We start from the raw sequence: 26,941 nt of genomic DNA on the forward strand, positions 1-26,941 counted from the left end.
ATCACAGAAGCTTAATAAGAATGATTGCAATGATGCCAATGCAATCATTCGAAAATTACCCCCTGCCGGGTTGACAGTAAACGCCGCTGATGTATTTAACCCATGAGTTAATTAACCGGATGGCTAAATAGATGTCCGATCGCCTCAGCACCACCTTCGCCGCGCTCGCCGATCCGACGAGGCGTGCGATTCTCGCGCGCCTCGCGCTTGGCGAGACCTCGGTGCAGAAACTCGCCGAACCGTTCGCTATCAGCCTGCCGGCGATCTCGAAGCACCTGAAGGTGCTCGAGCACGCTGGCCTGATCACCCGCGGCCGCGACGCGCAAATGCGGCCCTGCAAGATCGACGCGGCAGGCTTTATCGGCGTCGAGCACTGGCTCGAGGAATATCGCAAGCTCTGGGGCCAGAGCATGGACAAGCTCGAGAGCCATCTCGAAGTCATGAAGGCGCAGCAGGCAGTTCGCCCGGCGCCGAAAAAGAAATCCCGTTCGGTGAAGCGTCAAGGAGAAGGCAATGCCCGCAAAGACTAGTCTCGATCTCGGCGACCCCGTTTCCATCAAAGGCACGCGCGAGTTCGATGCGCCGGTCGATCTGGTGTTCACCGCTTTCACCGATGTGAAACATCTGTCGCAATGGTGGGGGCCGAACGGCTTCACCACGACGACCTCGCATTTCGAGTTCAAGCCCGGCGGCGTCTGGCGCTTCGTCATGCACGGGCCGGACGGCCGCGATTACGAGAACCGCATCACCTTCGACGAGATCGTGCCGAACCGGCGCATCGCCTATCACCACGGCGGCGGCAACGGCGAGCCGATCAAATTCTCGCAGACCGTGACGTTCGAAGATCTTGGACAGGGCCGCACCCGCATCGTCTGGCACGGTGTGTTCCCGAACGCCGAGGCGCGCGATTTCGTGATCCGCGAACACGGCGCTGCCGAGGGGCTTCAGGAGACCACGGCGCGACTGGCCGGCTATGTCACCACAATGATGCGGAGCTGAATCATGACCCTGAAGTTCTACTATCACCCGCTGTCGTCGTACTGCCACAAGGCGCTGATCGCGCTCTATGAGCACGACGTGACGTTCGAGCCGGTCGTCGTGAATTTCGGCGACGAAGCGGCCGCCGCCGCGCTTCATGCGCTGTGGCCGGTCGGCAAATTCCCGGTGTTGCGGGATGAAGAACGCGGCCAGACCGTCGCCGAAGCAACGGTGATCATCGACTATCTCGAGAGCTTCCACGCGCCGCGACGCCTGGTGCCGGCGTCCCCGGACGCGGCCTGGCAGGCGCGCATGTGGGATCGCTTCTTCGACTTGTACATTCACGATCACATCCAGAAGATTGTCGGCGACCGCCTGCGGCCCGAAGGATCGGGCGATGCCCATGGCGTTGCGGAGGCGAAGGCGAAGCTCGCGAAGTCCTACGCGATTTTCGATGCCACGCTCGGCGGCAAGACATGGGCGCTCGGCGATGACTACAGCCTGGTCGATTGCGCGGCCTCGCCGGCCTTGTTCTACGCCAGCCTCGCGGTGCCGTTCAGCGATACGACGCCGAACCTCAAGGCCTATTACCAGCGCCTGGTGAAACGTCCGTCCTATGCGCGCGCGCTGAAGGAAGCGGAGCCGTTTTTCAGCTGGGTGCCGCTCGACACCAAGCCGACGCTTCCGGAAGAAGCGCGAGGCGCGAGCTGATGTTACAGCAGCGCGCCGAGCATGCGCCGCAGGTCGTCGGCGCTGCCGTGCGAGATCTTGAATTCGAGCGCGGTATGGGCATCGCGCCAGATCGGAAAGGCCTTGGCGAGCAGGGCGCGGCCGGCCGGCGTGATGATGAGTCGCCGGCTGCGTTTGTCGTCCTTGTCGATCGCCACCTCGATGAGGCCGCGCCGCTCCAGCGGCTTGAGATTTGCGGTCAGCGTGGTGCGATCCATCGCCAGCAGGTCGGCGACGCTGCCGATGGTCGGCGGCGCCGGGCGGTTCAGCGATGTCAGTAGCGAGAATTGACCGCTGGTGAGATCGAGCGGCTTCAGAACAACGTCGAAGCGCCGCGCCAGGGCCCGCGCCGCGCGCTGCACATGCAGGCACAAACACGCATCGCGCACTTCGATCGTCTTGTCGAAGGGCAGCGCCTCGCCGGCCGCCTCAGGCAGCGCCTGCGACGCGTCCGAAAATTCTGCCACCTGACGTATTGACATACCGAATAATATGTTGATATCAACGTAATTGTCAAGGGCGGCCGCTACGGTGGGGTCGCGAAATCACAGGGAAAACGGCCATTCCGGCCTCGAACGGGAGAAAATCATGCAAGTCCAGCCGTATCTGAGTTTCGAAGGCCGCTGCGAAGAAGCGCTGGAATTCTACAAGAAGGCGATCGGCGCCCAGGTCGACGTGATGATGCGTTTCAAGGACGCGCCAGCCGATGCCGGCATGTCCGGTGACGGTTGCGCCGGTCCGATGCCGTCGGCCGACAAGATCATGCATTCGAGCGTCAGGCTCGGCGACTCCGTCATCATGGCGACAGACGGGATGGCGAGCGGCAAGCCGGATTTCAAAGGCATCTCGCTGGCGCTCACCACCAAGGACGATGCCGAAGCGCAGACGAAGTTCAAGGCGCTGAGCGAGGGCGGCGCGGTACTCCAGCCGCTGATGAAGACCTTCTTCGCGTCCAGCTTCGGCATGGTCGCCGATAAGTTCGGCGTCAACTGGATGGTGGTCACTGCGGCTTAGCGCGGTGGAATTCGCCGCTGCACGATGACGCGACTGGGAGCGAACAGGAGGACCAAGATGCTCGATACCAACAAAGCGCTGCCGTCCGCCCAAGCGCTGGCCGGCAACTGCAAGGTTCGCATTCCCGGCGAGAGCGCGGCGTACCGCAAGGCACGCACCGCGCTGCTCGCTGAGGAAATCGAGCTTCGCCGCCAGATCGAGCGCGTGGCCGAAATGCGCCGGGCATTGCCGCCCGGCGCCGAGGTGAAAAATTATCGCTTCGTCGGCGAGGACGGTCCGACCGACCTCGCGGCCATGTTCGGCGACAAGCAGACGCTGGTCATCTACACCTACATGTACGGGCCGCAGCGCGAAAAGCCGTGCCCGATGTGCACATCGCTGCTGTCGTCATGGGACGGCGAGGCCAATGACATCATGCAGAATGTCGCGCTGGCGGTGACGGCGCGCTCGCCGATCGAGCGCCTCGTCGCCTTCAAGCAGCAGCGCGGCTGGCGCGCGCTCAAGCTCTATTCGGATCCGAGCGAGGAATTCAGCCGCGACTTCCACGCTGTCGGCGCAAACGGCGGCGACGACGCCGGTCTGCATGTTTTCACCCGCCGTGACGGCGCGCTCCGCCACTTCTGGAGTGGCGAGATGGATTTCTCGACCGCCGATCCGGGCCAGGATCCGCGCGGCGCGCCGGACCTGATGCCGATCTGGACCGTGCTCGATTGCACGCCGGAAGGCCGCAAGCCCGACTGGTATCCCAAGCTCGACTACGGCCGCTGAAACGGTCCGAGACTCAAGCGCTGATCGAACGAGCCGCGTCAGGCGGCTACGTCACCGGAGGAGCACGCCGATGATCACCATATCCGCATTCCATTGGGTTCCCGACCTGGCCCGCGGTCAGGTCCGCGACCTTCGCGTCCGCTGGGCCCTTGAGGAGGCCGGCTTGCCCTACCAAGCGCGCCTGCTTGAACAGGGCGATCAGGACAAGGATGACTATCGCGCGCTGCAGCCATTCGGACAGGTGCCGATCTTCGAGGAAGACGGATTTACTCTGTTCGAGAGCGGCGCCATCGTCCTGCACATCGGCGAACGTAGCACAGCGCTGCTGCCGGAAGATCCGAAAGCCCGGGCCCGCGCGACACAGTGGGTTGTAGCCGCGCTCAATTCGATCGAGCCGTTCATCATGAACCTCGCGCTCATCGATTTCTTCTACACCAACGAGGAATGGGCCAAGCTGCGGCGCCCCGGCGCCGAGGCCTTCGTGCGGCGCCGGCTCGCCGCACTGTCGAAGAACCTCGGCGACAAGCCCTATCTCGACGGCGAGCGTTTCACCGCCGGCGATCTGATGATGTCGGCGGTGCTCCGTATCCTGCACTACACCGACATCATCAAAAGCGATGCGCGCCTGTCCGCCTATCTCGAGCGCTGCCTCGCGCGCCCGGCGTTCAAGCGCGCGCTCGACGCCCAGCTCGGCGACTTCCGCGCCGCGGCGTAAGCGGCCCAGCTTTCATGCGGCGCCCGTCCGCATCGTTTCACAGCAAACCGAATGGAGACTGAAGTGGCTCTTTCCAAACCAAAACTGACGACCTGCCTGTGGTTCGAGAATCAGGCCGAAGAGGCTGCCAGGTTCTACTGCTCGGTCTTCAAGGACTCGAAGATCGGGCGCACGGCCTATTACCCGGACGCCGGACAGGACATCCACGGCAAGCCGAAGAATTCGGTGCTGACGGTCGAGTTCGAACTCGCGGGCATGCCGTTCACGGCGCTGAATGGCGGGCCGATGTTCAAGTTCAACGAAGCGATCTCGCTCCAGGTGCCCTGCAAGACGCAGGAGGAAATCGACTACTACTGGAGCGCGCTGACGGCCGACGGCGGCGCGGAAAGCCAGTGCGGTTGGCTCAAGGACAAGTACGGCCTGTCGTGGCAGGTGTTCCCCGATTTCATGGGCGATATTCTCGCTGGTTCGGACCGCGCCGTCGCCGCACGGGTCATGAACGCCTTCATGAAGATGAAGAAGTTCGATATCGCCACGATCGAGAAGGCCAGGCGAGGCTAGGATTTTCGAGCAAGCAAGGGGTGACGAAATGACTTACGTCGACGGTTTCATCGTTCCGGTGCCGAAGAAGAATTTGGGCACCTACAAGAAGATGGCGCGTCTCGCCAGCAAGGTGTGGATGGAGCACGGCGCGCTCAGTTACGCCGAGTGCGTCGCTGACGACGTCAAGCCGGGCAAGTGGACCTCCTTCCCGCAGAGCGTGAAGCTCAAGAAGGATGAGGTCGTGATCTTTTCCTGGATCACCTACAAGTCACGCAAGTCGCGCGACACCATCCTGGGCAAGGTGATGCAGGACAAGCGGCTCGCCAAGTACATGAATGCCAAGGCGATGCCGTTCGACGGCAAGCGTATGATCTACGGCGGCTTCAAGACGATGATCGAGAAGCGATCATGAAGATGATACTGCTCACCGGCGCTACGGTAATCGTGGGCGCAATTGTTGTTATCGCCGTCCTCGCGTTGACTAAGCCCGATACCTTTCGTGTCCAGCGCACCATCGTCATCAATGCCGGTGCCGACAAAATCTTTCCATTGATCGATGATTTTCATCAGTGGTCACGGTGGTCGCCTTATGAGGACAAGGATCCCGCCATGACGCGGACTTTTGGCGCCACGACGAAAGGGCGTGGTGCCACCTATGCGTGGGACGGCAACGGCCAGGTCGGCGCCGGGGACATGACCATCACCGAAAGCACGCCGTCTTCGCGTGTAGCCATCAGGCTGAATATGGTGAAGCCGATTTCGGCCAGCAACGACGTGATTTTCGCCCTGGCGCCGCAGGGGCCCGCCACGCAGTTGACCTGGGCCATGCAGGGCCCAGCGCCCTTCATCAGCAAAGTCATGCAGGTCTTTATCAATATGGACAAGATGGTCGGCGGCGACTTCGAAACGGGCCTGGCGAAGCTCAAATCGGTGGCCGAGAAGTAGCTACCGCAACAGCATCCATGTCATCGCCGTGAGCAGCGCGACGATGGCCCACAGCGCCGCGGCGGTGGCGCGGCTGCGTCGCGCTTCCGCCCTGCCGATGGCCTCGACGGTCTCCGGCGCCAGCACCAGACCGTTGCGTGTGATGTCGTCGATCTGATCGAGCAACGTGCCGGTGCGCAACAGCAGCGACGGCACCTGCGCGGCGAAATTGCCGAGCTTGCCGGCGCCGGCGACCGCGTCCTCGATCTTGCCGATCGGTCCGAGGTTGCGCGCGATCCACTCGCGCACCACGGGGTCGGCCGTCTTCCACATGTCGAGCCTTGGATCGAACGAGCGCGCCACGCCCTCGACCACGACCATGGTCTTCTGCAACAGGATCAATTCCGGCCGCGTGCGCATTTCGAAGATGCCAGTGACTTCGAACAAAAGCGTCAGGAGCTTCGCCATCGAGATATCTTCGGCAGTGCGGTTGTGGATCGGCTCGCCGATGGCGCGGATCGCCTGCGCGAAAGCCTCGACCGAATGATGCCGCGGCACATAGCCGGCGTCGAAATGCACCTGCGCGACGCGCATGTAGTCGCGGGTGATGAAGCCGAACAGGATCTCGGCGAGGAAGCGGCGCTCCTTCGGTCCGAGGCGTCCCATGATGCCGAAATCGACTGCGACCAACTTGCCGCTGGTATCGACGAACAGGTTGCCCGGATGCATGTCGGCATGGAAGAAGCCGTCGCGCAGCGCGTGGCGCAGGAAGCTCTGAATCACCGTGCGGCCGAGCGCCGGCAGGTCGTAGCCCTTGGCTTCCAATACGGCGCGGTTGTTGAGCGGCGTGCCGTCGATCCACTCCATCGTCAGCACTTCGCGGGCAGTGCGGTCCCAATCGACGCCCGGCACGCGGAAGTCGGGATCGTCTTTGGTGTTCTCCGCCATCTCGGAGAGCGCGGCGGCCTCGAGACGGAAATCCATCTCCAGCCGCACCGAACGATCGAGCGTATTCACAACCTCGACGAAGCGCAGGCGCTGCGCCTCGGGCGACATCGCCTCGGCGCGGCGCGCGGCGAAATAGAAGGCGTCGAGATCGGCGCGGAAACGCCGCTCGATGCCGGGGCGGATGATCTTGACCGCGACCGGCGTGCGCTCACCGTTCTTTTCGATCTCAGCCTTGTGGACCTGGGCGATCGAGGCCGCCGCCATCGACGGCCCGAAGCTGGCATAGACATCACTCAGCGGCCGCTCCAGCGCGGCCGCAACCACGGCCTCGGCTTCCTTCTGGTCGAAAGCCGGCATCTTGTCCTGCAGCGCTTCCAGGTCGCGCGCGATCGCCGTGCCGACGACGTCGGGACGCGTCGCCAGGAACTGGCCGAGCTTGACGTAGGTCGGCCCCAGCCGCGTCAGTGCCGCGCCCAGCCGGCTCTCGCCGTTGCGCGAGGAACGCCGCTCGATCAGCCGCGCCAGCGCAATGGCCGTGCGCGCCGGCATCGGCAGCGGCCGCGTATCGACCAGCGCGAACACGCCTTCACGTGCGAACACATAGCCCGCACGCGAGAGACGGATGAGGTGAGAAATGCCGGAGATCACAATTTCCAGCCCGAATGCATCGCTACAACGCCGCCGGTCATGGGCGTGAAGGAAACGCGGCGGAAGCCCGCGCGTTCGATCATCGCCGCGAAGGCCTTCGGCTTGGGGAATTTGCGGATCGACTCGACCAGATACTGATAGGCCTCGCGATCGCCGGTGACGCGCTCGCCGACGCGCGGGATCACCTGGAACGAGTAGAGTTCATAGAGCTTGTCGAGGCCCGGCACATCGACCGACGAGAATTCGAGGCACAGAAAGCGGCCGCCGAATTTCAGCACGCGATGTGCTTCGGCCAGCGCCTTGTCGATGCGCGGCACGTTGCGGATGCCGAAGGCGATGGTGACGCAGTCGAAGCTGCGGTCGGCGTAAGGCAGCTCCTCGGCGTTGCCCTGCTCGAATGTCACCTGGGCGTCCAGGCCGCGCTTTTCGGCGCGCTCGCGGCCGACCGCCAGCATCTCGGCATTGATGTCGCAGACGGTGACATGCGTTCCGATGCCGCCGGCTTCCGCCACGCGAAAGGCGACGTCACCGGTGCCGCCGGCGAGATCGAGCAGCGCGAAGGGATGATCGTTCTTGGGCGGATTGACCGCCGTGACGAGGGCGTTTTTCCACGGCCGGTGCAGGCCGCCGGACATCAGGTCGTTCATCAGGTCGTAGCGCTTGGCCACGGAGTGGAACACGTCGTCGACCAGCCCCTGCTTTTCCTCGAGGGGCACGTCACGGTATCCAAAATGGGTCTCTTGCGAGCTGCTCATCGGCCAATAATCCTTTGCGGGCAGGACCATAGCGCGCCGGCCCGCGGGACGCTATCTATCACGCCCGGAGCGGTAAACCATGCCCGAGCTACCCGAAGTCGAAACCGTGCGCCGCGGCCTCGCCCCCGCGATGGAGGGCGCGCGCATTGCCAAAGTCGAGGTGCGACATCGCGGCCTGCGCTGGCCGATCGCCAAGGACTTCGAGAAGCGCCTCCACGGCCAGACCATCGATGGCCTCGGCCGCCGCGCCAAATACATCCTCGCCGACCTGTCGTCCGGTGACGTGCTGGTCATGCATCTCGGTATGTCCGGCTCGTTCCGCATCGACAAGGATATGCCCGGCGATTTTCACCACGAGCGATCCAAGGATGCCGCTCACGACCATGTGGTGTTCCACATGGACAACGGCCGCACCGTGACCTTCAACGATCCGCGCCGCTTTGGCTCGATGAAGATCGTGGCGCGGGCCAGGCTCGACGAGGAGCCGCTGTTGAAGTCCATCGGTCCTGAGCCGCTGGGCAACCAGTTCGATGCGGCGATGCTGGCCGCGGCCTGCGCCGGAAAGAAGACGTCTCTCAAGGCTGCGCTGCTCGACCAGCGGGTCGTTGCCGGCCTCGGCAACATCTATGTCTGCGAGGCGCTGTACCGGGCACGTCTGTCACCCAAGAGGCTCGCGTCCACCATCGCTGATCGCAAGGGTCAGCCCAACGACCGCGCCCGCGCGCTGGTCGCCGCCATCAAGGCGGTATTGAATGACGCCATCAAAGCCGGCGGCTCGTCCTTACGCGATCACCGCCAAGCCGATGGTTCGCTCGGCTATTTCCAGCACAACTTCAGCGTCTACGACCGGGAAGGACAAAAGTGCCCCGACTGCAAGGGCACGGTCAAACGCATCGTGCAGAACGGCCGCTCGACGTTCTATTGCCCGGCGTGTCAGAAATAACCCGCGCGTGGATCAGAAGCGGTAATTGACGCCCGCGCGCACGACGTTCATGTCGAGCTTGGTGTTGTCGGTCAAGCTTGGCAGTCCGGGCACGGGCCACGTCGTCGTATGGCTACCGAAGTTCATGTAAAGATACTCGGCCTTGGCGCTCCAGTGCGACGTCAGCGCGACTTCGATGCCGCCGCCCACGGTCCAGCCGTTGCGATTGTCATTCTGGCTCAGACTTGCCGAGGCGCCGCCGGCGCTCGCTGTCGCTGTCGTCTCAAGCCGCGCATAGGCATAGCCGCCGGTCGCATAGATTAGCCAGCCATCCTGCGCGTAGCCGGCGCGGCCGCGCACGGTACCGAACCAGTGCACCTTCTGGTCATAGCTTGCCGACACTGGCACAAGGCAGGTCGCCGCAGGGCAACTGGTCGAGAGACTGCCGTTGATGCCGGAATACTGGAAGTCGGTCTCGCCGCCGAATACGAAAGGCCCGCTTTGCCAGTTGTAGCCCAGCGTCACGCCGCCGGTCACGCCGCTCATGGGATTGTTGGCCGTGCCGAACACCGGACCCGTGGTCGAGAATTCCGAGCTGGCTTTGGCCCATCCGCCGCCGACATTGCCGCCGAGATAGAAGCCGGACCAGACTGGAGTTGTCTGCACCGTCAGCGGTGCGACATAGGCGGGCTGCCGCGGGAAATCCGCCGCCGCGGCGGCCGAAGCGATCAGGATGAACGGAAGAGCAACGATCGCGCGCATGGAGGCAGTCCTCGTGCCTTGATCGGATCGAGAATCTTAGAAAGTCTCGCCTAAGGATCTGTTACTTTGCCGATGACAAAGCCCATCAGAACAGCCGCGGCGTGAAATAACCGTGCAGCGAATAGGGCACATGATGCCGCAGCCGGGCCGTGAACAGCGGCCGGGCCGCCAGATCCCGCGCGTCAAGGCCGAGGATGTCGGTGCGATTCGCGGCCGCGTCGTACACCAGCGTCACGACGACACCGTCATCCTCGCCGGCGCCGGTCGGAATAAACACGGGCTCGCCGGCATAACGGCCGTTGCCGACATCGTGCGACTGGACGCGGCCCGTCTCCGTGTCGATGCGGGTCACGCAATGCTGCAACCCGATATCATCGCCGTTGGGGTTATTGGCGATGTAGGCATAGCGGTAGGGCCGTCCGGTACGGGCCGGATTGATGCGCGGAAATTCGTTGCTGCGGCCCGTATCGAAACTCCTCACGCCGACCGCGCCGCTGGCGAGATCGATTTGAAGCCGTGTCAGCGACGCCATCCCGTCGGCGGCCCATTCGGAATGCTCATAGGTCCGCAGCGACCGGCCAATGGCGAGATAATCCGGATAGCGCGTCAGGTCGAGGAACAGTGCGCCGTCGCGCTCGAAGCCATTGGCGAAATGAAACTGGAAGAATGCGTCGGCCTCGATCCAGCGTGGCGGCGCCGTTCCGTCACGCCGCAGCAGCAGGATGAGTGTCGGCCTTGTGCCGTCCCAGTGCAACGCGCCGTCGAAGCTCGAAAGCCCCAGGATGAATTTAATCGGATGGACCAGAATGGGGCCGAGACAGAAGACCAGATAGTTCTCGGTCAGCACGAAGTCGTGGTTCATGACCGGATAAGGCAGCGGTATCGCCGGATACGCGGTCAGCGCGCCGTCGCTGTCGATCCGGTACGGCGTCAGTGTCGTCTTCGCGCCGTAGTCGATGCCGAAGTTATAGAGTTCGCCGCTGACCGGATCGACCTTGGGATGCGCCGAGAAGGCGCGCACGCGGCCGCCGAAATCGTCGATGCCCAGGGTCTCGAGCGTTTTGGGGTTGAGTGCGTAAGGCGCGCCGCCTTCCCACAGCGACAAAAGCCGTTCGCCTTGCATAACGACCGACGTATTCGAGACGTTGCCCGACATGCGGAAAGCGTTGGCGAGAATGCCGCCCGGCCGCGACTTGCCGAAGCCGCGATAAAGCACGCGGCCTTCGCGCGTTTCGTTGATGTAATTGTCGGTGCGAACAAAGCGGTTGAGATAGCGAATGCCGCCGTCGTCAAAGGCGATGGCCGAGATCATGCCGTCGCCGTCGAACCAGTGCGGAAACCACTTTCCGTTCAGGTCGTTGCGGCCTGCACCGTTGCGAAACAGCGTGCCGCGCAACGATGGAGGCACTTGTCCGTCAATGTCGGCGACCCGGTAGTCGAATTCCTGTTCAAGCGACGCAAAGCCCGCGCTCCATGGCTGAATGCTGGAATCCGACAGGTCGTGCATGGCGTTCGCCATATACCCGGTCAGGGCCGTCAGTAGTGCAGCGTCACCCGCACGGTCTCGTTGCCGCCGGAATAGCTGAACGATGCCGCCTCGAAGCTAGGCGGCCCGAAAGTCGTCGCAGGATTGCGCGAGAAGCCGAAGCCCTGCTTGGGCTTGCCGAACATGCCGTATTCGATCTGGGTTTCGTTCTGCTCCGCGTGGAATACCGCAATTGCATAAGTGCCCGCGGCGAGACCGCTGAAGACGCAGGTGGCTTGTCCGCCGTTCGGCTTCGCCGTTACGCCACTCTGCTCGCGCCCGGGCTGACGGAAGCCGTCGGCCGATGCGTACAGGCCGCAACGCACAACGCCGCTGTCGCTGCGCATGCCGGACACGGATACGCTCAATTTGCCGGAAGCCGGCCGGCCGGCGGTCTGCGCATTGGCGAGCGACATGGTGCAGGCAAAAAGCGCGGCGCAAAAGAGAATGCTTCGCATGGTCGCTTCTCCAGGTGATGCCGTGACTTGCTTCGAGCCGGACCTGAAAAACCTAGCCGTGTTCCGTTAATATTTGCGCGCTGGGCGAGCTAGGTCTTGCCTTTCGCGGGCTACAATGAAAACAACGTATTTCCGTCAAACTGGTCTAGTTTCCCTATCTATCTGTTATCCGCGCCTTATCCGGCCAATGCGAGTCACCCCATGACCTACGAAAACATCATCGTCGACACCAAGGGTCGCGTCGGCGTCATCACGCTGAACCGGCCGAACGCGCTCAACGCGCTCAACCGCGCACTGATCGCCGATTTGTCGCAAGCGGTGACCGATTTCCAGAACAACGATGCCATTGGCTGCCTGCTCATCACCGGCAGTGACAAGGCCTTCGCCGCCGGCGCCGACATCAAGGAGATGGCGGACAAAACCTTCATCGAGGCCTATCTCGGCAACTTCACCGCCGACTGGACCGTGGCGCACCGGACGCGCAAGCCGGTCATCGCCGCGGTGGCGGGCTTTGCGCTGGGCGGCGGCTGCGAACTCGCCATGCAGTGCGATTTCATCATCGCCGCCGATACGGCGAAGTTCGGCCAGCCCGAAATCAAGCTCGGTGTCATTCCCGGTCTCGGCGGCACGCAGCGCCTGACTCGGGCGATCGGCAAGGCCAAGGCCATGGACCTCGTGCTCACCGGGCGGATGATGGATGCCGCGGAGGCCGAACGCTCTGGTCTCGTCGCCCGCGTTGTTCCGGCAGCGCAATTGATGGAAGAGGCGATGAAAGCGGCCGAAACCATCGCCGGCCTGTCGTTGCCATCGGTGCTGGCGGCCAAGGAGTCGGTCGATGTCGCTTTCGAGTCGACGCTGAACGAAGGCCTGCGCTTTGAGCGCCGCGTCTTCCACGCGTTGTTCGCCACCGAGGATCAGAAGGAAGGCATGAAAGCCTTCATCGAAAAGCGCAAGCCGCAGTGGAAGAACAGATAGCTCGCGGGGACGACACTAGCTACTTCCTCACACAAATGATTCGCACCACGGCGTCGCGCGGGTTGCCGGCCGCTGCCGCCGGCTGCAGGTGGTGCGCGTCGAGGAAAGCGCGGATGCTGTCCGCGCGTACCAGGCGAACTGGCGGCGCCGCGAGCTGAAGGCTCGCCAGCACCGCGGGCCCCATTGCGGTCATGCCGATGAAACGGCCTTCTCCATCGATCGCGGCGGCGCCGGTGAAGCCGGCCATCGGCACCGGATCGCGCAATTCGATGGCGCTGCCGGATGTCAGTCGCGCCTTGATCTCCATAAGCCGGGCGGCGCCGTCGCGTTCCTTCGGATCCGGAATGCCGGCCAGCGTTACGTCGCCTTTCGCAGTTGCCGCGCCGCGCGGCAGCGCCACCGGCGACAACTGACGCGCCCCATAGACGCGCAGCAACGCCAAGCCCTTGTCCGCATCATCAGCAACGCGCTCGGCATCGCCGAGCCCTGCAGCCACCAGCACCTGACAGCCGCGCGCCAGCCGCGCATCGGTGACGAGGTAGCCCTTCGCCGATACGACCAGCCCGTTGCCGTACTCGACCGATTTCGACAGCGCGGCGAAGGGCGCGGCACGCGCCGGGAACGGCGAGAAGGCCGACGCCATCGCCACCATCACCGGCGCGACAATGCCTTCCATCATCTGGTCGAAGGTCATGGTGAAGCCGCGGATCTCGCCGTTGCGGATCGAGGCCCGCACCGCGAACTTGCGCAGGCCCTGAATGCCGCTGACGAAAAAACTGTCGTCGCGCAGCACGCTGTATTCGACGCGGCGGGTCGATGGCTCCTGCTTTTCGCGCTCGAACAAGGCAGCCAGCTTCAGGCTCGGATCGGCATAGCGGAAGGTTTCGACCTGAACGTCGCCGTGGCGCGACGACCAGCGCGTGCCGCGTGGCGCATCATGCGCGATCGGCACCATCTTCGCCGGCAAGCCGATGCGGATGCCGGTCGCCGGATCGACAACGACGTTCCAACCGAACTCATCCTGATAATTGCGCGCGGCGGTGAGCAGCTCCTTGCGCTCATTGTCGCTGAGCGCGCCAGTGACTTTGTAATTTTTACGCTTCTGGAAATTTTTCACCGCGGTCGAAAGCGGATCGTCGCCATCCTCGGCGGCACCGGTGTAATCGCCGGCCCAAAGCAACGCCGCCTGCAGCAGCAGGCGCTCGTCAGCGGCGCTACCATAAAGCGTGTCGCCTTCCTTGGTGGCGGTCAGCGGCGTATTGAGCGGATCGGGCTTCGGCGCGTCCTTCGGAGTGTCTTTTGCGGCTTCCTTGGTCGCTTCCTTCGGCGGTTCTTTCGCGGCCTCCTTGACGGTTTCCTTGGATGCTTTGTCGGGGGAGTTGGCGATCGCCGGCGCGGGCGCTGATTTGGCGATCTGTGCTGCCGCCGAGGTGTCGAGCTTCTTCAGCGCGTCGGGCCGTGCCGCCGGCAGCGGCATCGCGGCCTTGGGCTGAGGCGCCGTCGCTCTGTCGGCCGGCTTCGCTGCTCCGGTGTTGGCCGGTGCGGCGTGGGCGGGCACATGAGGCGCAGGCTTGGCGGCGCTGGGCGGCGTCTCTGCGGCATCCATCGGATACGGGGCAGCATCGGCGGCAGCGCCGGGCGCCTGGGCCAACGCCGGAACGGCGCCCAAGGCCAGGATGGCTGCCGAAACCGCGAAAAAGCGGCCGAAACGCCTTGCCGTTAACCCTACGCTAACCATGGCCGGCACCTTAGCCGAACGAAGAGAGCGTGCAACCGGCCTTGCGAAATTGCATTAACCGCCTCGTTTTGTCGCGTCCGGGTGTTAGATTGGCCGCAAATGCTGACGCCGGAAGAACTCGAACGCTATGCCCGCCACATCGTCATGCGCGAGGTGGGTGGCCCGGGCCAGGGCAAGCTCAAGGCAGCGCGGGTTCTGGTGATCGGCGCCGGCGGCCTCGGCGCGCCGCTCCTCCTGTACCTCGCCGCGGCCGGGGTCGGCACGATCGGCGTCGTCGATGACGACCAGGTCGCGCTCTCCAACCTGCAGCGCCAGGTCATCTTCAGCACCGAGGATGTCGGCGCCTCGAAAGCGGAACGCGCGGCGCAGGCGATCGCGCGGCTGAACCCGCACGTGAAGTTCGAGGTGCACAATGAGCGTCTCAATGCCGGCAATGCGATGCCGCTGATCGGAAGCTATGATGTTGTCGCCGATGGCTCCGACAATTTCGCAACGCGCTATCTGGTGGCGGATGCCTGCTACTTGGCGAAGAAGCCGCTGGTGACCGCCGCGCTCGGCGTCTTCGACGGATCGCTCACCACCATTCGCGCGCACGAAAAACGGGCCGACGGCACGCCCAATCCGACCTATCGTTGTTTGTTTCCAGAGCCGCCGCCGGCAGGCACGGTGCCCGCCTGTTCGGAAGCCGGCATTCTCGGCGCGCTGCCCGGTATACTCGGATCGATGATGGCGCTGGAAGTGATCCGCGAGATCGTCGGTTTCGGCGAAGGCCTGATCGGCCGCCTGCTCATGATCGACGCACGGTCGATGCGGTTCGAAACGCTCGATTACGCTTGGGACAGCGACAATCCATTGAGCGGCGAGAGTGCGACCATTGTCGATCTCTCCGGCAATTATTGACGTGATTTAACGCGGCTCGCCGTCATCGGCTTGATAAGCTTTAGGGCTAATACGCGTTTACGTCTTGCTTGCGATGTCCTTAACAGCACCACAGTTTTTTTTGGTCAAAATGGACTCAAACGTGAGACAGAGTTCGATTGGATATTGCCATGTCGGCAGCGCAGTTTGGCCAGAGTGGTGGACGCGATCATGAGCGCGGCGTCGTCGAATGTCAGAAGTGTCATTCGCCGATCTTTGTTGATAAGCCGGGCAATGTCGCCGTTGAGTTTTCGGTGCCGTGCCTCAAATGCGGCCATCGCGGCATGTACTTCAGGCGAATGATGCATTCGGAGCACGATCCGAACGATCGCCGTCGCACGCCGCGGTAATGCCGGGACGCGCGCGCAACGCGTGACCCGAAATCGGGCCATTAATCGCGGGCTTTCTGGATCCTGTCTCGCGCTCAGGACGCGAGAAGTGCCCTACAACATGCTCGGCAGGACGCGATCCGGCGGCCGATGGCCGTCCATGAAGGTCTTGATGTTGATGATGACCTTCTCGCCCATGTCGACGCGGCCTTCGACGGTGGCCGAGCCCATATGCGGCAGCAGCACCACCTTGCCGGCCTTGGCGAGCTTGACGAGTTTCGGATTGACCGCCGGCTCGTGCTCGAACACGTCGAGACCGGCGCCGGCAATCTCGCCGGCTTCGAGCATGCGCGCCAACGCGTTTTCGTCGATCACCTCGCCGCGCGCGGTGTTGACGATATAGGCCTCGGGCCGCAGCATCTTCAGACGGCGCGCTGACAGCAGGTGGAATGTCGCCGGCGTGTGCGGGCAGTTTACCGACACGATGTCCATGCGGGCGAGCATTTGATCGAGGCTCTCCCAATAGGTCGCGTCGAGCTCTTCCTCGATCTTCGGCGCCACCTTGCGGCGGTTGTGATAGTGCACTTGCAGGCCGAACGCGCGGGCGCGTCGCGCCACCGCCTGACCGATGCGGCCCATGCCGATGATGCCGAGGCGCTTGCCCCAGATACGGTGGCCAAGCATCCAGGTCGGCGACCAGCCGTTCCAATCATTGTCGGAGATGAGCACATTGGCGCCTTCGGCCAGCCGGCGCGGCACGGCCAGGATCAGCGCCATCGTCATGTCGGCGGTATCTTCGGTGAGCACGCCCGGCGTATTGGTCACGGTGATGCCGCGCTGAACCGCGGTGGCGACGTCGATGTTGTCGACGCCGTTGCCGAAATTGGCGATCAGCCGCAATTGCTCGCCCGACTTCGACAACAGCGCGGCATCGATCCGGTCGGTTACGGTCGGCACCAGCACGTCGGCAGTCTTCATGGCCTCGGCGAGCTCGGCCGCCGTCATGGGCTTGTCGTTGGCATTGAGACGAACGTCGAACAGTTCCTGCATGCGCTGCTGGATGGTATCCGGCAGTCTGCGGGTCACGACAACGACGGGCTTCTTCTGCTTGACCATAAGAACTTCAACTCGCCACGGACCGGGTGTTCAGGTCTCTTTAACCGCACTCGCACAAACTGCCGCTTCGCGCATGCGGGGTTCCAAAATTCCTGACTTTTCCTATCAGATGGCTGGGGCAAGACAAAGTGTCCGCATGCAGCGGGTTGCAAGCTTCGGCGGCCGTGGTGGCGTCCGCCGCTGGGCTGGCGTGCTTTTGGCCGCAATTTTCCTTGCCGGCGTGGCCGGCGGCGCGCAGGCCGCGTCCGATCTCGCTACCGGTCCGGTCAGTGGCCTACCGATACCGCGTTTCGTCAGCCTGAAGTCCGACCGGACCAATGTCCGCGGCGGCCCGAACAAGGACCAGGACGTCCGCTGGGTCTACACCCGGGCGGGCATGCCGGTCGAGATCACCGCCGAGTTCGAGAACTGGCGGCGCATCCGCGACTGGGAAGGCGCCGAAGGCTGGGTCTACCATTCGCTGCTGTCCGGTCGGCGCACCGCCGTGATCGTTCCGGCGAAGAAGGACGACCTAGTGCCGCTCTATCAGGATGCGGATCCCACCTCCGCTGTGATGGCGAGGTTGCAGGCGGGCGTGCTGGCGCAGATCAAGAACTGCGACGGCCACTGGTGCGAGATCACGGGCAAGAGCTTCTCGGGCTACATCGTGCAGGAGCGCCTTTGGGGCGCCTATCCGAACGAGAAGGTCGACTAGACCGCTTCAATTCCGAACAGGTTGCGAAACGCACCGCGGCCTTTGGTCGTGACGCTGACAGCCCGCGTGCCATCATTGCGTCTGATCCATCCTGCGTCGAAGCAGTGAGCACAGAGCGCGGCGCCGAGGGCGCCGGCGAGATGCGGCCGCCGCTCGCTCCAGTCGAGACACGGCCGGCACAGCATGCGGGCACGGGAGCCTGGCTTGCGCGCTGCGTAATCGATACCGAGCTTGTCGAACAATGTGATCCCGCGCGCGGTGACGATGCCGGCGTCCGCCGTCAGCTCGATCTGCTTGTTGGCGACCAGCGAATCGGCGAGCGCGACGCCGAGGTGTCCGGCGAGATGATCGTAACAGGTGCGGGCCGCGCGCAGCGCGGTGTCGCGCGGCCCGGTTACGATCGGCCTGCGGCGTGAGGCTTGAGCGGCGGCGACCTGCATGATGCCTTCAAGCATGCGCGCCACCGCCGCCGAAGCGAGCCGGTGATAGCGGTGGCGTCCTTGTTTTTCGACGGTCAGCAATCCGCCGGCCGCTAGCTTGCTCAAGTGGCCGGAGGCGGTTTGCGGCGTGATGCCGGCAGCTTGCGCCAGCTCACTCGCAGTCAGCGCGCGGCCGTCCATCAGCGCGTGCAGCATGACGGCGCGCGCCGGATCGCCCGCCAGCGTAGCTGTTTCTGCAAATGCGGCATGGCTCGCCATCCCGGCCTCCATCGTCGATCTGGCTCTGACTGTAGCCGTTTTGTGCCGGCAACGCTTCGGTCCCGGCCGTAACATCGAAACCCACCTGACGCGCATGCTGCGCGCCATGACACTGCTTTCGGCCCTGCGATGGCTCAAGCTCTATGCCCGGCGCGCCCGCACGCGGCGGCAACTCCGCGATCTGCCAGCTCATCTGCTGCGCGACATCGGCATCGACGACGCCGCCCGCGCGCGCGAATCCGCCCGTTGGCTATGGCAAGGTGTGGTGGCGGAGGAGGTCGACGAGGCGCCAAATGAAAACGCGCGGGGCAAGCCCTCGCGCGTTTCGCTTATTCCAAATCGATAACGGTCAGGCTTTGCGGCGCAGCCGCACGACGACGTCGACGCGCGCGATCTCATAGCCTTCCGGCGCTTCCGGCGTCTTGCCGACGATGACGTCGCTCGACGGGATATCCAGCAGTTCGTCTTCGCCCTCGACGAAGAAGTGGTGATGCGCCGAGGCGTTGGTGTCGAAATAGGCCTTGGTGCCATCGACCGGGACCTGACGCAGCAGGCCGACTTCGGTGAACTGATGAAGCGTGTTGTAAACGGTCGCGAGCGAGACCGGCACCTTGGCGCGGGTCGCTTCCTCGTACAGCGCCTCGGCGGTCAGGTGGCGATCGCCCTTGCCGAACAGGATCCAGCCCAGCGCCATGCGCTGACGGGTCGGGCGTAGGCCGACATCACGCAGCATCGACTTGACGTCGTGCCAGGGGCAGCCGGTGAAGGCCGAACGGTCCGGCGCGGCGGCCGCATCGGCCTTGGCTACAGGGAGCATCATGGTCCGGGTTTCGGTCATCAGTTGGTCAGCTCATTCTACGCAAAATTGCACTCAAACTCGGAACGCTTCTGCCATTCATTCGCAGCACGTTCCACTCCGGGCTATACCGTATTCGCGGGGGTGGCGCCACGAGAACGATAGTGCGGATGAAACCGGCCGAAATGGCGGCTAGGCACAACCAGTTACACTTGCAACATAACGGGGCACCGGCCCCGGCGCAACCGCGCAACGGCCCTCAAGGGGCCGGTCGGAGCGCCGTCAGCAAGGCCATTTTGTCGCGCCTTTGGGCGTGTCGAGGGTCCGCCGCATGGCCCCGGCCACCTTTGCCGGTCGTGGCCCGGTGTGTTAGGCATTTCGGAAAATTCAGGCGGTGGCTCAAGGGCTCAGTCGAGCCGCCAAATCGGGAACTTTGAATAATGACGGAACGCCGCAGCAGTTTTGGCTACGAGGATTTGCTGGCCTGTGGCCGGGGCGAGCTGTTCGGTCCCGGCAACGCCCAGCTGCCGCTGCCGCCGATGCTGATGTTCGACCGTATCACCGAAATTTCCGAAACCGGCGGCGCCAATGGCAAGGGCCTGGTGCGCGCCGAGCTCGATGTGAAGCCGGACCTCTGGTTTTTCCTCTGTCATTTCAAAGGCGATCCGGTGATGCCGGGCTGTCTCGGCCTCGATGCGCTGTGGCAGATGGTCGGCTTTTTCCTCGGCTGGCTAGGCGCGCCGGGCAAAGGACGAGCGCTCGGCACCGGCGAAGTGAAATTCACCGGCCAGGTGCTGCCCTCGGTCAAAAAGATCGTCTATGGAGTCGATTTCAAGCGCGTGATGCGCTCGAAACTGGTGCTCGGCATCGCCGACGGCTGGCTGTCGGCCGACGGCACCGTGATCTACAAGGTCAGCGACCTCAAGGTCGGCCTGTTCCAGCAGGAAGAGGCCCTGCAGCCGTCCGGGGCCTGATGGCCCAGCCGCTTGTGACGGTGCAGATCGTCCGGCGTTGACAATCTCCAATCTTGCGGATTGTGGTTGGCGGGCCAATCTTTGCCCCAACCGCGGAAATCATGTGAAGGGAAGCGACGATGCGACGGGTGGTCGTCACAGGGATGGGGATCGTCTCCTCCATCGGCAACAACACGCAGGAAGTGCTCGCCAGTCTGCGCGAGGCCAAATCCGGCATTTCCCGCGCCGATAAATACGCCGAGCTCGGCTTCCGCTGCCAGGTGCATGGCATGCCGCAGATCGATGCCGAAACGATGATCGATCGCCGCGCCATGCGCTTCCTCGGACGCGGCGCCGCCTGGAACCACATCGCGATGGAGCAGGCGATCCGCGATAGCGGCGTCGAGGACAAGGACATCTCCAATCCGCGTACCGGCATCATCATGGGCTCGGGCGGCCCGACCACCAGCACCATTGTCGATGCCGCCGATACCACCCGCAAGAACACCAGCCCGAAGCGCATCGGTCCGTTTGCCGTGCCGAAGGCGATGTCGTCGACCGCGTCGGCGACGCTCGCCACCTGGTTCAAGATCAAAGGCGTCAACTATTCGATCGCGTCCGCCTGCGCGACATCGACGCATTGCGTCGGCAACGCCGCCGAGATGATCCAGTGGGGCAAGCAGGACGTGATGTTCGCCGGCGGGTGCGAGGACGTCGACTGGACCATGTCCAACCTGTTCGACGCGATGGGCGCGATGTCGTCGAAATATAACGACACGCCGCAGACCGCTTCGCGCGCTTACGACAAGGATCGCGACGGCTTCGTCATCGCCGGCGGTGCCGGCGTTCTCGTGCTCGAAGAACTCGAACATGCCAAGGCGCGAGGCGCGAAGATCTACGCCGAAGTCGGCGGCTACGGCGCGACCTCGGATGGCTACGATATGGTGGCGCCATCGGGCGAAGGCGCGCAGCGCTGCATGAGGCTGGCGCTCGAGACCTGCAAGGTTCCGATCGACTACATCAATCCGCACGCCACCGCGACGCCGGTCGGCGACGCCAAGGAAATCGAGGGCATCCGCGCTGTGTTCGGCGACAAGTGCCCCCCGATCTCGGCGACCAAATCGCTGACCGGACATTCGCTCGGCGCCGCCGGCGTCCAGGAAGCGATCTACACGCTGTTGATGATGAACAACGGCTTCCTGTGCGAGAGCGCCAACATCCAGAACCTGGATCCTGAATTTGCCGACATGCCGATCCTGCGCGAGCGCAAGGACAATGTCGAAATCGGGGCCGCTATGTCCAACTCGTTTGGCTTTGGCGGCACCAACGGGACCTTGGTGTTCAAGCGTCTGGATGCGTAATTATTTCTCCCTCATTCCGGGGCGCGCGTGAAACGCTCGAGCCCGGAATCCATAACCCCGGTGTTTCGGTTCGTCGCAATACAGGGAATATGGATTCCGGCTCTCGCTGCGCTCGGCCGGAATGACAGCACGATGGTCAAAGATAAAGGCTGAGAATCATGCCGGGTTTGATGGAAGGTAAGCGCGGGCTGATCATGGGGGTCGCCAACGACCACTCGATCGCCTGGGGCATCGCGAAGACGCTGCATCAGCACGGCGCTCAGATCGCCTATACCTATCAGGGCGACGCGCTCTTGAAGCGCGTCAAGCCGCTCGCCGAGCAGACCAATTCCGACCTCATCCTGCCTTGCGACGTCGAGGACATCGCCTCGGTCGACAAGGTGTGGGCGACGCTCAAGGAGAAGTGGGGTACCCTCGACTTCTTCGTTCACGCCGTCGGTTTCTCCGACAAGAACGAACTGAAGGGCCGCTTCGCCGACAACACGCGCGAGAACTTCGTGCGCACCATGGTGATCTCGTGCTTCTCCTTCGCCGAGAGCGCCAAGCGCGCGGCGGAGCTGATGCCGAACGGCGGCTCCATGGTGACGCTGACCTATAACGGCGGCGATCGCGCCATGCCCAATTACAACGTCATGGGTCTTGCCAAGGCGGCGCTCGAGTCCTCGGTGCGCTACCTCGCCGTCGATTTCGGCCACCAGAAGATTCGCGTCAACGCGATCTCGGCGGGTCCGATCCGCACGCTGGCCGGCGCCGGTATTGGCGACGCGCGCTACATGTTCGCCTTCCAGCAGAAATATTCGCCGCTCGGTCGCGGCGTAACCCTGGAAGACCTCGGCGGCTCGGGTCTGTATCTGTGTTCGGACTTGTCGACCGGCGTGACCGGCGAAATCCATTTCGTCGACAGCGGCTACAATGTCATCGCCATGCCGCAGCCGGCGGCACTGAGAGAGGCCGGCGGCTCGGTCGAGAACGGCGAGAAGTGAACGGCGGTCATTCCGGGCCGCCGGCCTCGAGGCCGGGCTCATCGCGATGATCATCGACAAAGTCATTCCCCATCGCGTCCGTATTCCGTTCGATGCCGGCCCGGCCAGCGCCGCCCGCTTTGGCAAGGGTACGAACGCGCTCGATACGGTGCTGGTCGAGGTCGTCACCGATACCGGCCTGACCGGCTGGGGCGATGCCTTTGCCTATGCCTGCTCCGATGCAGTGGTCGCCGCGATCAGGCAGATGGTCGCCTCGCGCGTCGTCGGTCTTGCCGTTCCGCAGCTCGACGAGCTCCAGGGCTTTACCGATCGCCTGCAGCGGCAACTGCATTTGTTCGGCCGCTACGGCATCACCATGTTCGCGATCTCCGGACTCGACATCGCGCTCTGGGATCTCGCCGGCAAGATCGCCGGCAAGCCACTGTCCGATCTGATCGGCCCGCGGCGGCGCTCCGCCATTCCTGCCTATGCCAGTCTGCTATCGATCGGCGACCCGGACGCGGTGGCGAGCGAGTGCAAAAAGGCGGTGGCGGAGGGTTATCGCGCCATCAAGATTCATGAGACCACGGTCGAGGCCGTTGCCGCCGCGCGCGGTGCCATCGGTCCCGACGTGCCTCTGATGGTGGACATGAACTGTCCGATGAGTGCGGCCGACGCCATTGCCTTTGCCACATCGTGCCGGCCTTACGCGCCGCTGTTCCTCGAGGAGCCGGTGTGGCCGCCGGAGGATTTTCGCTCGCTGGCTCGAATACAGATGAACGGCCGCATCGCGGTTGCCGCCGGGGAGAACTGTTGCACGGCGTGGCAGTTCAACGACATGATTTCGCGCAATGCCGTGACCTTTGTGCAGCCCTCGATCACCAAGGTGGGCGGTGTCACCGAGTTTGGTCGCGTCGCCGCGCTGGCGGATCGCTCCAACGTGCGGCTGATGCCGCACTCGCCCTATTTCGGGCCGGGCCTGATCGCTACCTTGCAGATGCTGTCGCTGCGCGACGATACGTCCTTGGTCGAGTGGTACTACATGGATCGCGCCGCGTGCCTGTGGGGCGATGCCCTGGCGCTCAACGCTGACGGCGCCATCCGCGTGCCGGAGGGACCTGGCCTCGGCCTCGAGCCCGACCGCGACGTGATGGCGCGCTACGCGGTGCAGTAAGGCGCTGGTCGCTCAGTGCTTGAAGTGCCGCGTGCCGGTGAAGACCATGGCGATGCCGTGCTTGTCGGCCGCCTCGATGACTTCCGCATCGCGCATGGAGCCGCCGGGCTGAATGACCGCGGTGGCGCCGGCTTCGATCGCGACCAGCAGCCCGTCCGCAAACGGGAAGAACGCGTCGGAAGCTACGACCGAACCCTTGGTCAGCGGCGCCGAGAGTTTCAGTTCCTTGGCCGCGTCTTCCGCCTTGCGCGCGGCGATGCGCGCTGAATCGACGCGGCTCATCTGCCCGGCGCCGATACCCACGGTGGCAAGGTCCTTGGCGTAGATGATGGTGTTCGACTTGACGTGCTTGGCGACGCGGAAAGCGAAACGCAGGTCGTTGAGCTCGGCGGCGCTCGGCGCGCGCTTGGTGACGACCTTCAATTCCATGTCGTCGACCACGGCGTTGTCGCGCGACTGCACCAGCAGGCCGCCGGCAACCGATTTCACCAGCAGGCCTTGTTCGCGCGGATCCGGCACGCCGCCGGCGATGAGCAGTCGCAGGTTCTTCTTGGCGGCGACGATGGCGATGGCTTCATCGCTGGCGGCCGGCGCGATAATGACCTCGGTGAAAATCTCGGTGATCGCCTTTGCTGCGTCCGCGTCGAGCGGTCGGTTCAGCGCGACGATGCCGCCGAATGCCGATGTCGAGTCGCAGGCCAGCGCCTTCTTGTAGGCTTCGAGCAGCGAAGCGCCTTCCGCGACGCCGCACGGATTGGCGTGCTTGACGATGACGCAGGCCGCCGTGCGCTTCGGATCGAACTCGGCAATCGCTTCATAGGCCGCGTCGGTGTCGTTGATATTGTTGTAGGACAGTTCCTTGCCCTGCACCTGCTGGGCGGTGGCGACTCCGGCGCGCACATTCGGCGTGCGATAGAATGCGGCAGTCTGGTGTGGATTTTCACCATAGCGCAAGGGCTGCGCCAGCCGGCCGCCGAAGGCGCGATAATCGGGCGCATCGTTCTTCAACGTCGCGGCGAACCAGTTGGAAATCGCGGCATCATAGGCGGCGGTACGCGCATAGGCCTTCGCGGCCAGCTTCTGGCGCGTCTCTAAGGTCGTCATGCCGCTGTGCTTCGTCAGTTCGTCGAGCACCACGGCATAATCGGTCGTATCGACGACGACAGCGACATCGCCGTGGTTCTTCGCAGCGGCGCGGATCATCGCCGGCCCGCCGATGTCGATGTTCTCGATGCAGTCGTCGTAGTCCGCACCCTTGGCGACGGTTTCCTCGAATGGATAGAGGTTCACCACCAGGAGATCGATCGCCTTGATGTTGTGCGCCTTCATCGCCGCGGCATGTTCCGCATTGTTGCGGATTGCCAGCAGGCCGCCATGGACGTTCGGATGCAGCGTCTTGACGCGGCCGTCCATCATCTCGGGAAAGCCGGTCAGTTCGGAAACGTCTTCGACACGCAGGCCGGCGTCCTTGAGGGCCTTGGCGGTGCCGCCGGTCGAGACCAGCTCGATATCGAATTGCGCCAGCTGTCTGGCGAAGTCGATCAGGCCGGCTTTGTCGGATACCGACAGGAGAGCACGGGTAACGCGGCGCGGATGGCTGGGCATTGGACGGCTGCTCGGGATCGCTGTTTGTTTCGGGGTGTTCGCCCGTGGCTAGCACAGGAAACGGGCCCAGGGGTATGCGGGATTCCCCGCATTTTGCCCCCTGTTCACAGGGCGCCGCCGCTAAAGCGGGAGTTCGGGCTCGTCGGCGCGATCGATCCGCGGGCCGGTTGCTGCCGGCGGCGTGTGGCGGAAGCTCCAGCGCACCTTCTCGGCCTGCCGGGCGTGGCCGTAAATGACGATCTGCACGGCGCGGCGCGGGCCATCCGGCCCCGCCAGATACACGCTCTCTTCGACGTCGACCCGCTCGCCCATGGTGGCGAAGGTCCACACTTCCTTGTCCGGCAGCACCAGGATGACGCCGCGGCCTTCGGACAGGCGGCTGGCCTTGACCGAAGGATGCAGATGAAAGCGGATCGCGTATTCGTCGCCTTTCTTGAGGTCGAACTTCTTGTGCGACGGCGTGAACATATCCTCGCCGTCAATGCTGCGGCCGTCCTCGCTGACCTTGAGCGTGCGCGTATGGATCGCGCCGAATTCGGCGGCATAACCGTCATGCGATGCGGTCAGCGTCGTGATGCCGCCCTCGTTGTCGTGCCGTTCGATGCCGATGTGTCGCGGCCCGGAAACGATCGGCGTGCCGCCGAGCAGCCGGCACAGCGATTTCGATTCGAGAAAGCGGCACGACGAAGTGTCATTGAAGGTGACCGTCGAATGCGCCGCTGTGGCGCGCGCCACCTGCCGCCAGTTCTCGCGATTCATCGCTGGCAAACCGCAATTGACGACGATGCGATGCTGCCGGAACGACATCTCGAACGACAGGCAGCCGGCATGCGCTTCGGTCGATAGTGCTACCGGCGGCGGTTTGCCGGTATCCATCAGCAGCACGGTCGCGTCGGCATCGATGCGCTGATAACCGGAATGGGGCGCGTTCGACAGCGGCGCGCCGCGTGCGTCGTCATAGGCGAGCGCGGTGGCCAAAAGATCGACCGGTGTCGGACCCATGCCGTTGAATTGCGCGAAATTGCCATCAGGGTGCCGGAAGAAGCGCAGCATCGGCATCATGCGGTCGATGGCGTTGTTGATCGCCTGCGGCGGCTGCAGATTGCGCGCCGAGAACAGTTGCCGCAGCGGCAACAGGTCGATGACGATCTCGATCAGCGCGCCGGGATTGCGGCTGAGATGGCCGCCGTCGGGCAGCACCTGCGCGCGCAATTCATCGATCAGCCGCCGCGCGATCGGGCGCAATTGTCCGGAGAGGCCGTTGAGGCAGAGCGCCGCGTAGGTCAGCGCGATCAGCACTTGCAGGCGCGGCAAGCCGTTGCGCGAATCGTTCGCCGTGCGGCGCAGAAAGCGTACCTGCCGCTGCAGGCTGCGGATGAAGCGCCGGTAGAAGCGGGCGTCGGCGTCCTGCAAGATGAAAGGCGAATGGCACAGCCAGCAGATGATGCGCCGCGACAGCACCTCCGGCTGCCAAGCGAGCGGATCCCAACCGCCCTGGGCGTTGATCCACTCGTCAATCAGCGAGCGTGCATTGGCACGCGTGATGGCCGAGTCGGCGGCGCGCAAATGGCGAAGCCAGACGAAGCTGAGCAAAGCCGTCGCCCATTCATCCGACGGCGGCGTCATCTCGAAGGGCGACCGCCGATCGCAGATCACCACCTTGCCGGCGAAGGCGAAGCGGCCGGCGTAAATTTCGGCGGCGCGGGTGGCGTCGGCGGTGCGCAGGTCCTGCGGCGCGATGACAAGCCGGTCGGTCTTGCCCGAACCATAGCGCCAGCGCAGCAGCGGATGCGTGCCGCCGCCGCCAACGAGGCTGCGCAACGCGCGGCGCCCGACCAGCAACGATAGTCTGGCGCGCTCGCCGACCGAAATCCGCATTGCCCTCATTCGTCCCCAGCACCGCAGGCGATTCCCGCGTGCAATCCGTAGGATA

General features: G+C 63.9%; 31 protein-coding genes. 19 read left to right on the top strand and 12 right to left on the bottom strand.

All coding sequences use genetic code 11. The features are described 5' to 3' along the window. The first annotated feature begins 131 nt into the window (after positions 1-131). The 3 genes from ASD45_RS18140 to ASD45_RS18150 are packed head-to-tail and all read left to right on the top strand — an operon-like array spanning position 132 to position 1,689. Positions 132-530: a metalloregulator ArsR/SmtB family transcription factor gene (locus ASD45_RS18140; protein WP_056913087.1), complete on the top strand. Its 399-nt coding sequence runs from the start codon at positions 132-134 to the stop codon at positions 528-530. Next, entirely contained in the window at positions 514-999 is a 486-nt protein-coding gene (locus ASD45_RS18145; protein ID WP_056913088.1) for an SRPBCC family protein, read from the top strand. Before ASD45_RS18140 ends, ASD45_RS18145 begins: the two co-directional genes overlap by 17 nt. Positions 1,000-1,002: 3 nt before the next feature. Beyond that, on the top strand, positions 1,003-1,689 hold the full coding sequence (locus ASD45_RS18150; RefSeq protein WP_056913089.1) for a glutathione S-transferase family protein: 687 nt from the start codon (positions 1,003-1,005) through the stop codon (positions 1,687-1,689). Positions 1,690-1,691: 2 nt separating this feature from the next. On the opposite strand, the gene ASD45_RS18155 is transcribed toward ASD45_RS18150, so the two are convergent. Beyond that, the gene (locus tag ASD45_RS18155) at positions 1,692-2,174 is read right to left on the bottom strand and encodes a MarR family winged helix-turn-helix transcriptional regulator (protein ID WP_244485525.1); all 483 of its coding nucleotides are present in this window, start codon (positions 2,172-2,174) and stop codon (positions 1,692-1,694) included. A gap of 121 nt (positions 2,175-2,295) precedes the next feature. Between ASD45_RS18155 and ASD45_RS18160 the strand changes: the two genes are divergently transcribed. The 6 genes from ASD45_RS18160 to ASD45_RS18185 all read left to right on the top strand — a co-directional run bounded on the left by ASD45_RS18160 (position 2,296) and on the right by ASD45_RS18185 (position 5,692). Next, the gene (locus tag ASD45_RS18160; protein WP_056913090.1) at positions 2,296-2,721 is read left to right on the top strand and encodes a VOC family protein; all 426 of its coding nucleotides are present in this window, start codon (positions 2,296-2,298) and stop codon (positions 2,719-2,721) included. A 57-nt stretch (positions 2,722-2,778) separates the two neighbouring features. Then, positions 2,779-3,489: a DUF899 family protein gene (locus ASD45_RS18165; RefSeq protein ID WP_056913091.1), complete on the top strand. Its 711-nt coding sequence runs from the start codon at positions 2,779-2,781 to the stop codon at positions 3,487-3,489. Positions 3,490-3,559: 70 nt separating this feature from the next. Beyond that, a complete protein-coding gene (locus tag ASD45_RS18170) occupies positions 3,560-4,204 on the top strand; it encodes a glutathione S-transferase family protein (RefSeq protein ID WP_056913092.1) in 645 nt (214 codons plus the stop codon). Between the two features lie 63 nt (positions 4,205-4,267). Then, positions 4,268-4,765: a VOC family protein gene (locus ASD45_RS18175; RefSeq protein ID WP_056913593.1), complete on the top strand. Its 498-nt coding sequence runs from the start codon at positions 4,268-4,270 to the stop codon at positions 4,763-4,765. Between the two features lie 28 nt (positions 4,766-4,793). After that, on the top strand, positions 4,794-5,159 hold the full coding sequence (locus ASD45_RS18180) for a DUF1428 domain-containing protein (RefSeq protein ID WP_056913093.1): 366 nt from the start codon (positions 4,794-4,796) through the stop codon (positions 5,157-5,159). Beyond that, positions 5,153-5,692 (top strand): SRPBCC family protein, encoded by a 540-nt coding sequence (locus ASD45_RS18185; protein ID WP_056913094.1) that lies wholly within the window; start codon positions 5,153-5,155, stop codon positions 5,690-5,692. The genes ASD45_RS18180 and ASD45_RS18185 overlap by 7 nt, the downstream gene beginning before the upstream one ends. Here ASD45_RS18185 and ubiB read toward each other — a convergent pair whose 3' ends face one another. After that, entirely contained in the window at positions 5,693-7,267 is a 1,575-nt protein-coding gene (gene ubiB / locus ASD45_RS18190; RefSeq protein ID WP_056913095.1) for a 2-polyprenylphenol 6-hydroxylase, read from the bottom strand. Continuing rightward, positions 7,264-8,022, bottom strand: coding sequence for a bifunctional demethylmenaquinone methyltransferase/2-methoxy-6-polyprenyl-1,4-benzoquinol methylase UbiE (ubiE, locus tag ASD45_RS18195; protein WP_056913594.1), 759 nt, complete (start codon positions 8,020-8,022; stop codon positions 7,264-7,266). The genes ubiB and ubiE overlap by 4 nt, the downstream gene beginning before the upstream one ends. 79 nt (positions 8,023-8,101) lie before the next feature. Between ubiE and mutM the strand changes: the two genes are divergently transcribed. Continuing rightward, positions 8,102-8,965, top strand: a complete 864-nt coding sequence (mutM, locus tag ASD45_RS18200) for a bifunctional DNA-formamidopyrimidine glycosylase/DNA-(apurinic or apyrimidinic site) lyase (RefSeq protein WP_056913096.1) — start codon at positions 8,102-8,104, stop codon at positions 8,963-8,965. Positions 8,966-8,977: 12 nt separating this feature from the next. Here the strand turns inward: mutM and ASD45_RS18205 are convergent, their stop codons facing one another. The 3 genes from ASD45_RS18205 to ASD45_RS18215 all read right to left on the bottom strand — a co-directional run bounded on the left by ASD45_RS18205 (position 8,978) and on the right by ASD45_RS18215 (position 11,689). Then, positions 8,978-9,706, bottom strand: a complete 729-nt coding sequence (locus tag ASD45_RS18205; protein WP_056913097.1) for an outer membrane protein — start codon at positions 9,704-9,706, stop codon at positions 8,978-8,980. Between the two features lie 85 nt (positions 9,707-9,791). After that, positions 9,792-11,213 carry a carotenoid oxygenase family protein gene (locus ASD45_RS18210; protein WP_056913595.1) on the bottom strand — a complete coding sequence of 474 codons (1,422 nt, stop codon included), beginning with the start codon at positions 11,211-11,213 and terminating at the stop codon, positions 9,792-9,794. Positions 11,214-11,242: 29 nt separating this feature from the next. Continuing rightward, positions 11,243-11,689, bottom strand: a complete 447-nt coding sequence (locus ASD45_RS18215) for a DUF2141 domain-containing protein (RefSeq protein WP_056913098.1) — start codon at positions 11,687-11,689, stop codon at positions 11,243-11,245. Between the two features lie 201 nt (positions 11,690-11,890). Here ASD45_RS18215 and ASD45_RS18220 point away from each other — a divergent pair, with 201 nt between their 5' ends. Beyond that, positions 11,891-12,664: an enoyl-CoA hydratase gene (locus tag ASD45_RS18220; RefSeq protein WP_056913099.1), complete on the top strand. Its 774-nt coding sequence runs from the start codon at positions 11,891-11,893 to the stop codon at positions 12,662-12,664. Positions 12,665-12,683: 19 nt separating this feature from the next. Here the strand turns inward: ASD45_RS18220 and ASD45_RS18225 are convergent, their stop codons facing one another. After that, positions 12,684-14,402, bottom strand: a complete 1,719-nt coding sequence (locus ASD45_RS18225; protein ID WP_156380970.1) for a serine protease — start codon at positions 14,400-14,402, stop codon at positions 12,684-12,686. A 99-nt stretch (positions 14,403-14,501) separates the two neighbouring features. On the opposite strand from ASD45_RS18225, the gene moeB reads away from it, so the two are divergent. Together moeB and ASD45_RS23915 are read left to right on the top strand one after the other, a co-directional pair. Beyond that, on the top strand, positions 14,502-15,302 hold the full coding sequence (gene moeB / locus ASD45_RS18230; RefSeq protein WP_056913101.1) for a molybdopterin-synthase adenylyltransferase MoeB: 801 nt from the start codon (positions 14,502-14,504) through the stop codon (positions 15,300-15,302). Positions 15,303-15,451: 149 nt separating this feature from the next. Further along, positions 15,452-15,670, top strand: coding sequence for a hypothetical protein (locus ASD45_RS23915; RefSeq protein WP_056913102.1), 219 nt, complete (start codon positions 15,452-15,454; stop codon positions 15,668-15,670). A gap of 93 nt (positions 15,671-15,763) precedes the next feature. Here ASD45_RS23915 and ASD45_RS18240 read toward each other — a convergent pair whose 3' ends face one another. Next, positions 15,764-16,765: a D-glycerate dehydrogenase gene (locus ASD45_RS18240; protein WP_056913103.1), complete on the bottom strand. Its 1,002-nt coding sequence runs from the start codon at positions 16,763-16,765 to the stop codon at positions 15,764-15,766. 136 nt (positions 16,766-16,901) lie between these two features. Here ASD45_RS18240 and ASD45_RS18245 point away from each other — a divergent pair, with 136 nt between their 5' ends. Next, positions 16,902-17,459: an SH3 domain-containing protein gene (locus ASD45_RS18245; protein ID WP_056913104.1), complete on the top strand. Its 558-nt coding sequence runs from the start codon at positions 16,902-16,904 to the stop codon at positions 17,457-17,459. Here ASD45_RS18245 and ASD45_RS18250 read toward each other — a convergent pair. Further along, positions 17,456-18,094: a helix-turn-helix domain-containing protein gene (locus ASD45_RS18250; RefSeq protein WP_348271241.1), complete on the bottom strand. Its 639-nt coding sequence runs from the start codon at positions 18,092-18,094 to the stop codon at positions 17,456-17,458. The two genes, ASD45_RS18245 and ASD45_RS18250, sit on opposite strands and share 4 nt — an antisense overlap. On the opposite strand from ASD45_RS18250, the gene ASD45_RS24095 reads away from it, so the two are divergent. Further along, the gene (locus ASD45_RS24095; protein ID WP_082541020.1) at positions 18,093-18,503 is read left to right on the top strand and encodes a DUF1127 domain-containing protein; all 411 of its coding nucleotides are present in this window, start codon (positions 18,093-18,095) and stop codon (positions 18,501-18,503) included. The two genes, ASD45_RS18250 and ASD45_RS24095, sit on opposite strands and share 2 nt — an antisense overlap. Positions 18,504-18,506: 3 nt before the next feature. Here ASD45_RS24095 and irrA read toward each other — a convergent pair whose 3' ends face one another. Next, a complete protein-coding gene (irrA, locus tag ASD45_RS18260) occupies positions 18,507-18,977 on the bottom strand; it encodes an iron response transcriptional regulator IrrA (RefSeq protein ID WP_056913597.1) in 471 nt (156 codons plus the stop codon). A 416-nt stretch (positions 18,978-19,393) separates the two neighbouring features. Between irrA and fabA the strand changes: the two genes are divergently transcribed. The 4 genes from fabA to ASD45_RS18280 all read left to right on the top strand — a co-directional run bounded on the left by fabA (position 19,394) and on the right by ASD45_RS18280 (position 23,403). After that, positions 19,394-19,927, top strand: a complete 534-nt coding sequence (gene fabA, locus ASD45_RS18265) for a 3-hydroxyacyl-[acyl-carrier-protein] dehydratase FabA (RefSeq protein ID WP_056913106.1) — start codon at positions 19,394-19,396, stop codon at positions 19,925-19,927. A gap of 119 nt (positions 19,928-20,046) precedes the next feature. Next, on the top strand, positions 20,047-21,267 hold the full coding sequence (gene fabB, locus ASD45_RS18270) for a beta-ketoacyl-ACP synthase I (RefSeq protein WP_056913107.1): 1,221 nt from the start codon (positions 20,047-20,049) through the stop codon (positions 21,265-21,267). A 158-nt stretch (positions 21,268-21,425) separates the two neighbouring features. Beyond that, positions 21,426-22,250, top strand: a complete 825-nt coding sequence (gene fabI, locus ASD45_RS18275; protein WP_056913108.1) for an enoyl-ACP reductase FabI — start codon at positions 21,426-21,428, stop codon at positions 22,248-22,250. Between the two features lie 46 nt (positions 22,251-22,296). After that, positions 22,297-23,403: a mandelate racemase/muconate lactonizing enzyme family protein gene (locus tag ASD45_RS18280; RefSeq protein WP_056913109.1), complete on the top strand. Its 1,107-nt coding sequence runs from the start codon at positions 22,297-22,299 to the stop codon at positions 23,401-23,403. A 12-nt stretch (positions 23,404-23,415) separates the two neighbouring features. Here ASD45_RS18280 and purH read toward each other — a convergent pair whose 3' ends face one another. Further along, positions 23,416-25,008 carry a bifunctional phosphoribosylaminoimidazolecarboxamide formyltransferase/IMP cyclohydrolase gene (gene purH / locus ASD45_RS18285; protein WP_056913110.1) on the bottom strand — a complete coding sequence of 531 codons (1,593 nt, stop codon included), beginning with the start codon at positions 25,006-25,008 and terminating at the stop codon, positions 23,416-23,418. A gap of 120 nt (positions 25,009-25,128) precedes the next feature. After that, a complete protein-coding gene (locus ASD45_RS18290) occupies positions 25,129-26,880 on the bottom strand; it encodes a heparinase II/III family protein (protein ID WP_056913598.1) in 1,752 nt (583 codons plus the stop codon). Positions 26,881-26,941: the final 61 nt, after the last annotated feature.

This window comes from Pseudolabrys sp. Root1462 (genome assembly GCF_001426945.1).
Taxonomy (GTDB): Bacteria; Pseudomonadota; Alphaproteobacteria; order Rhizobiales; family Xanthobacteraceae; genus Pseudolabrys.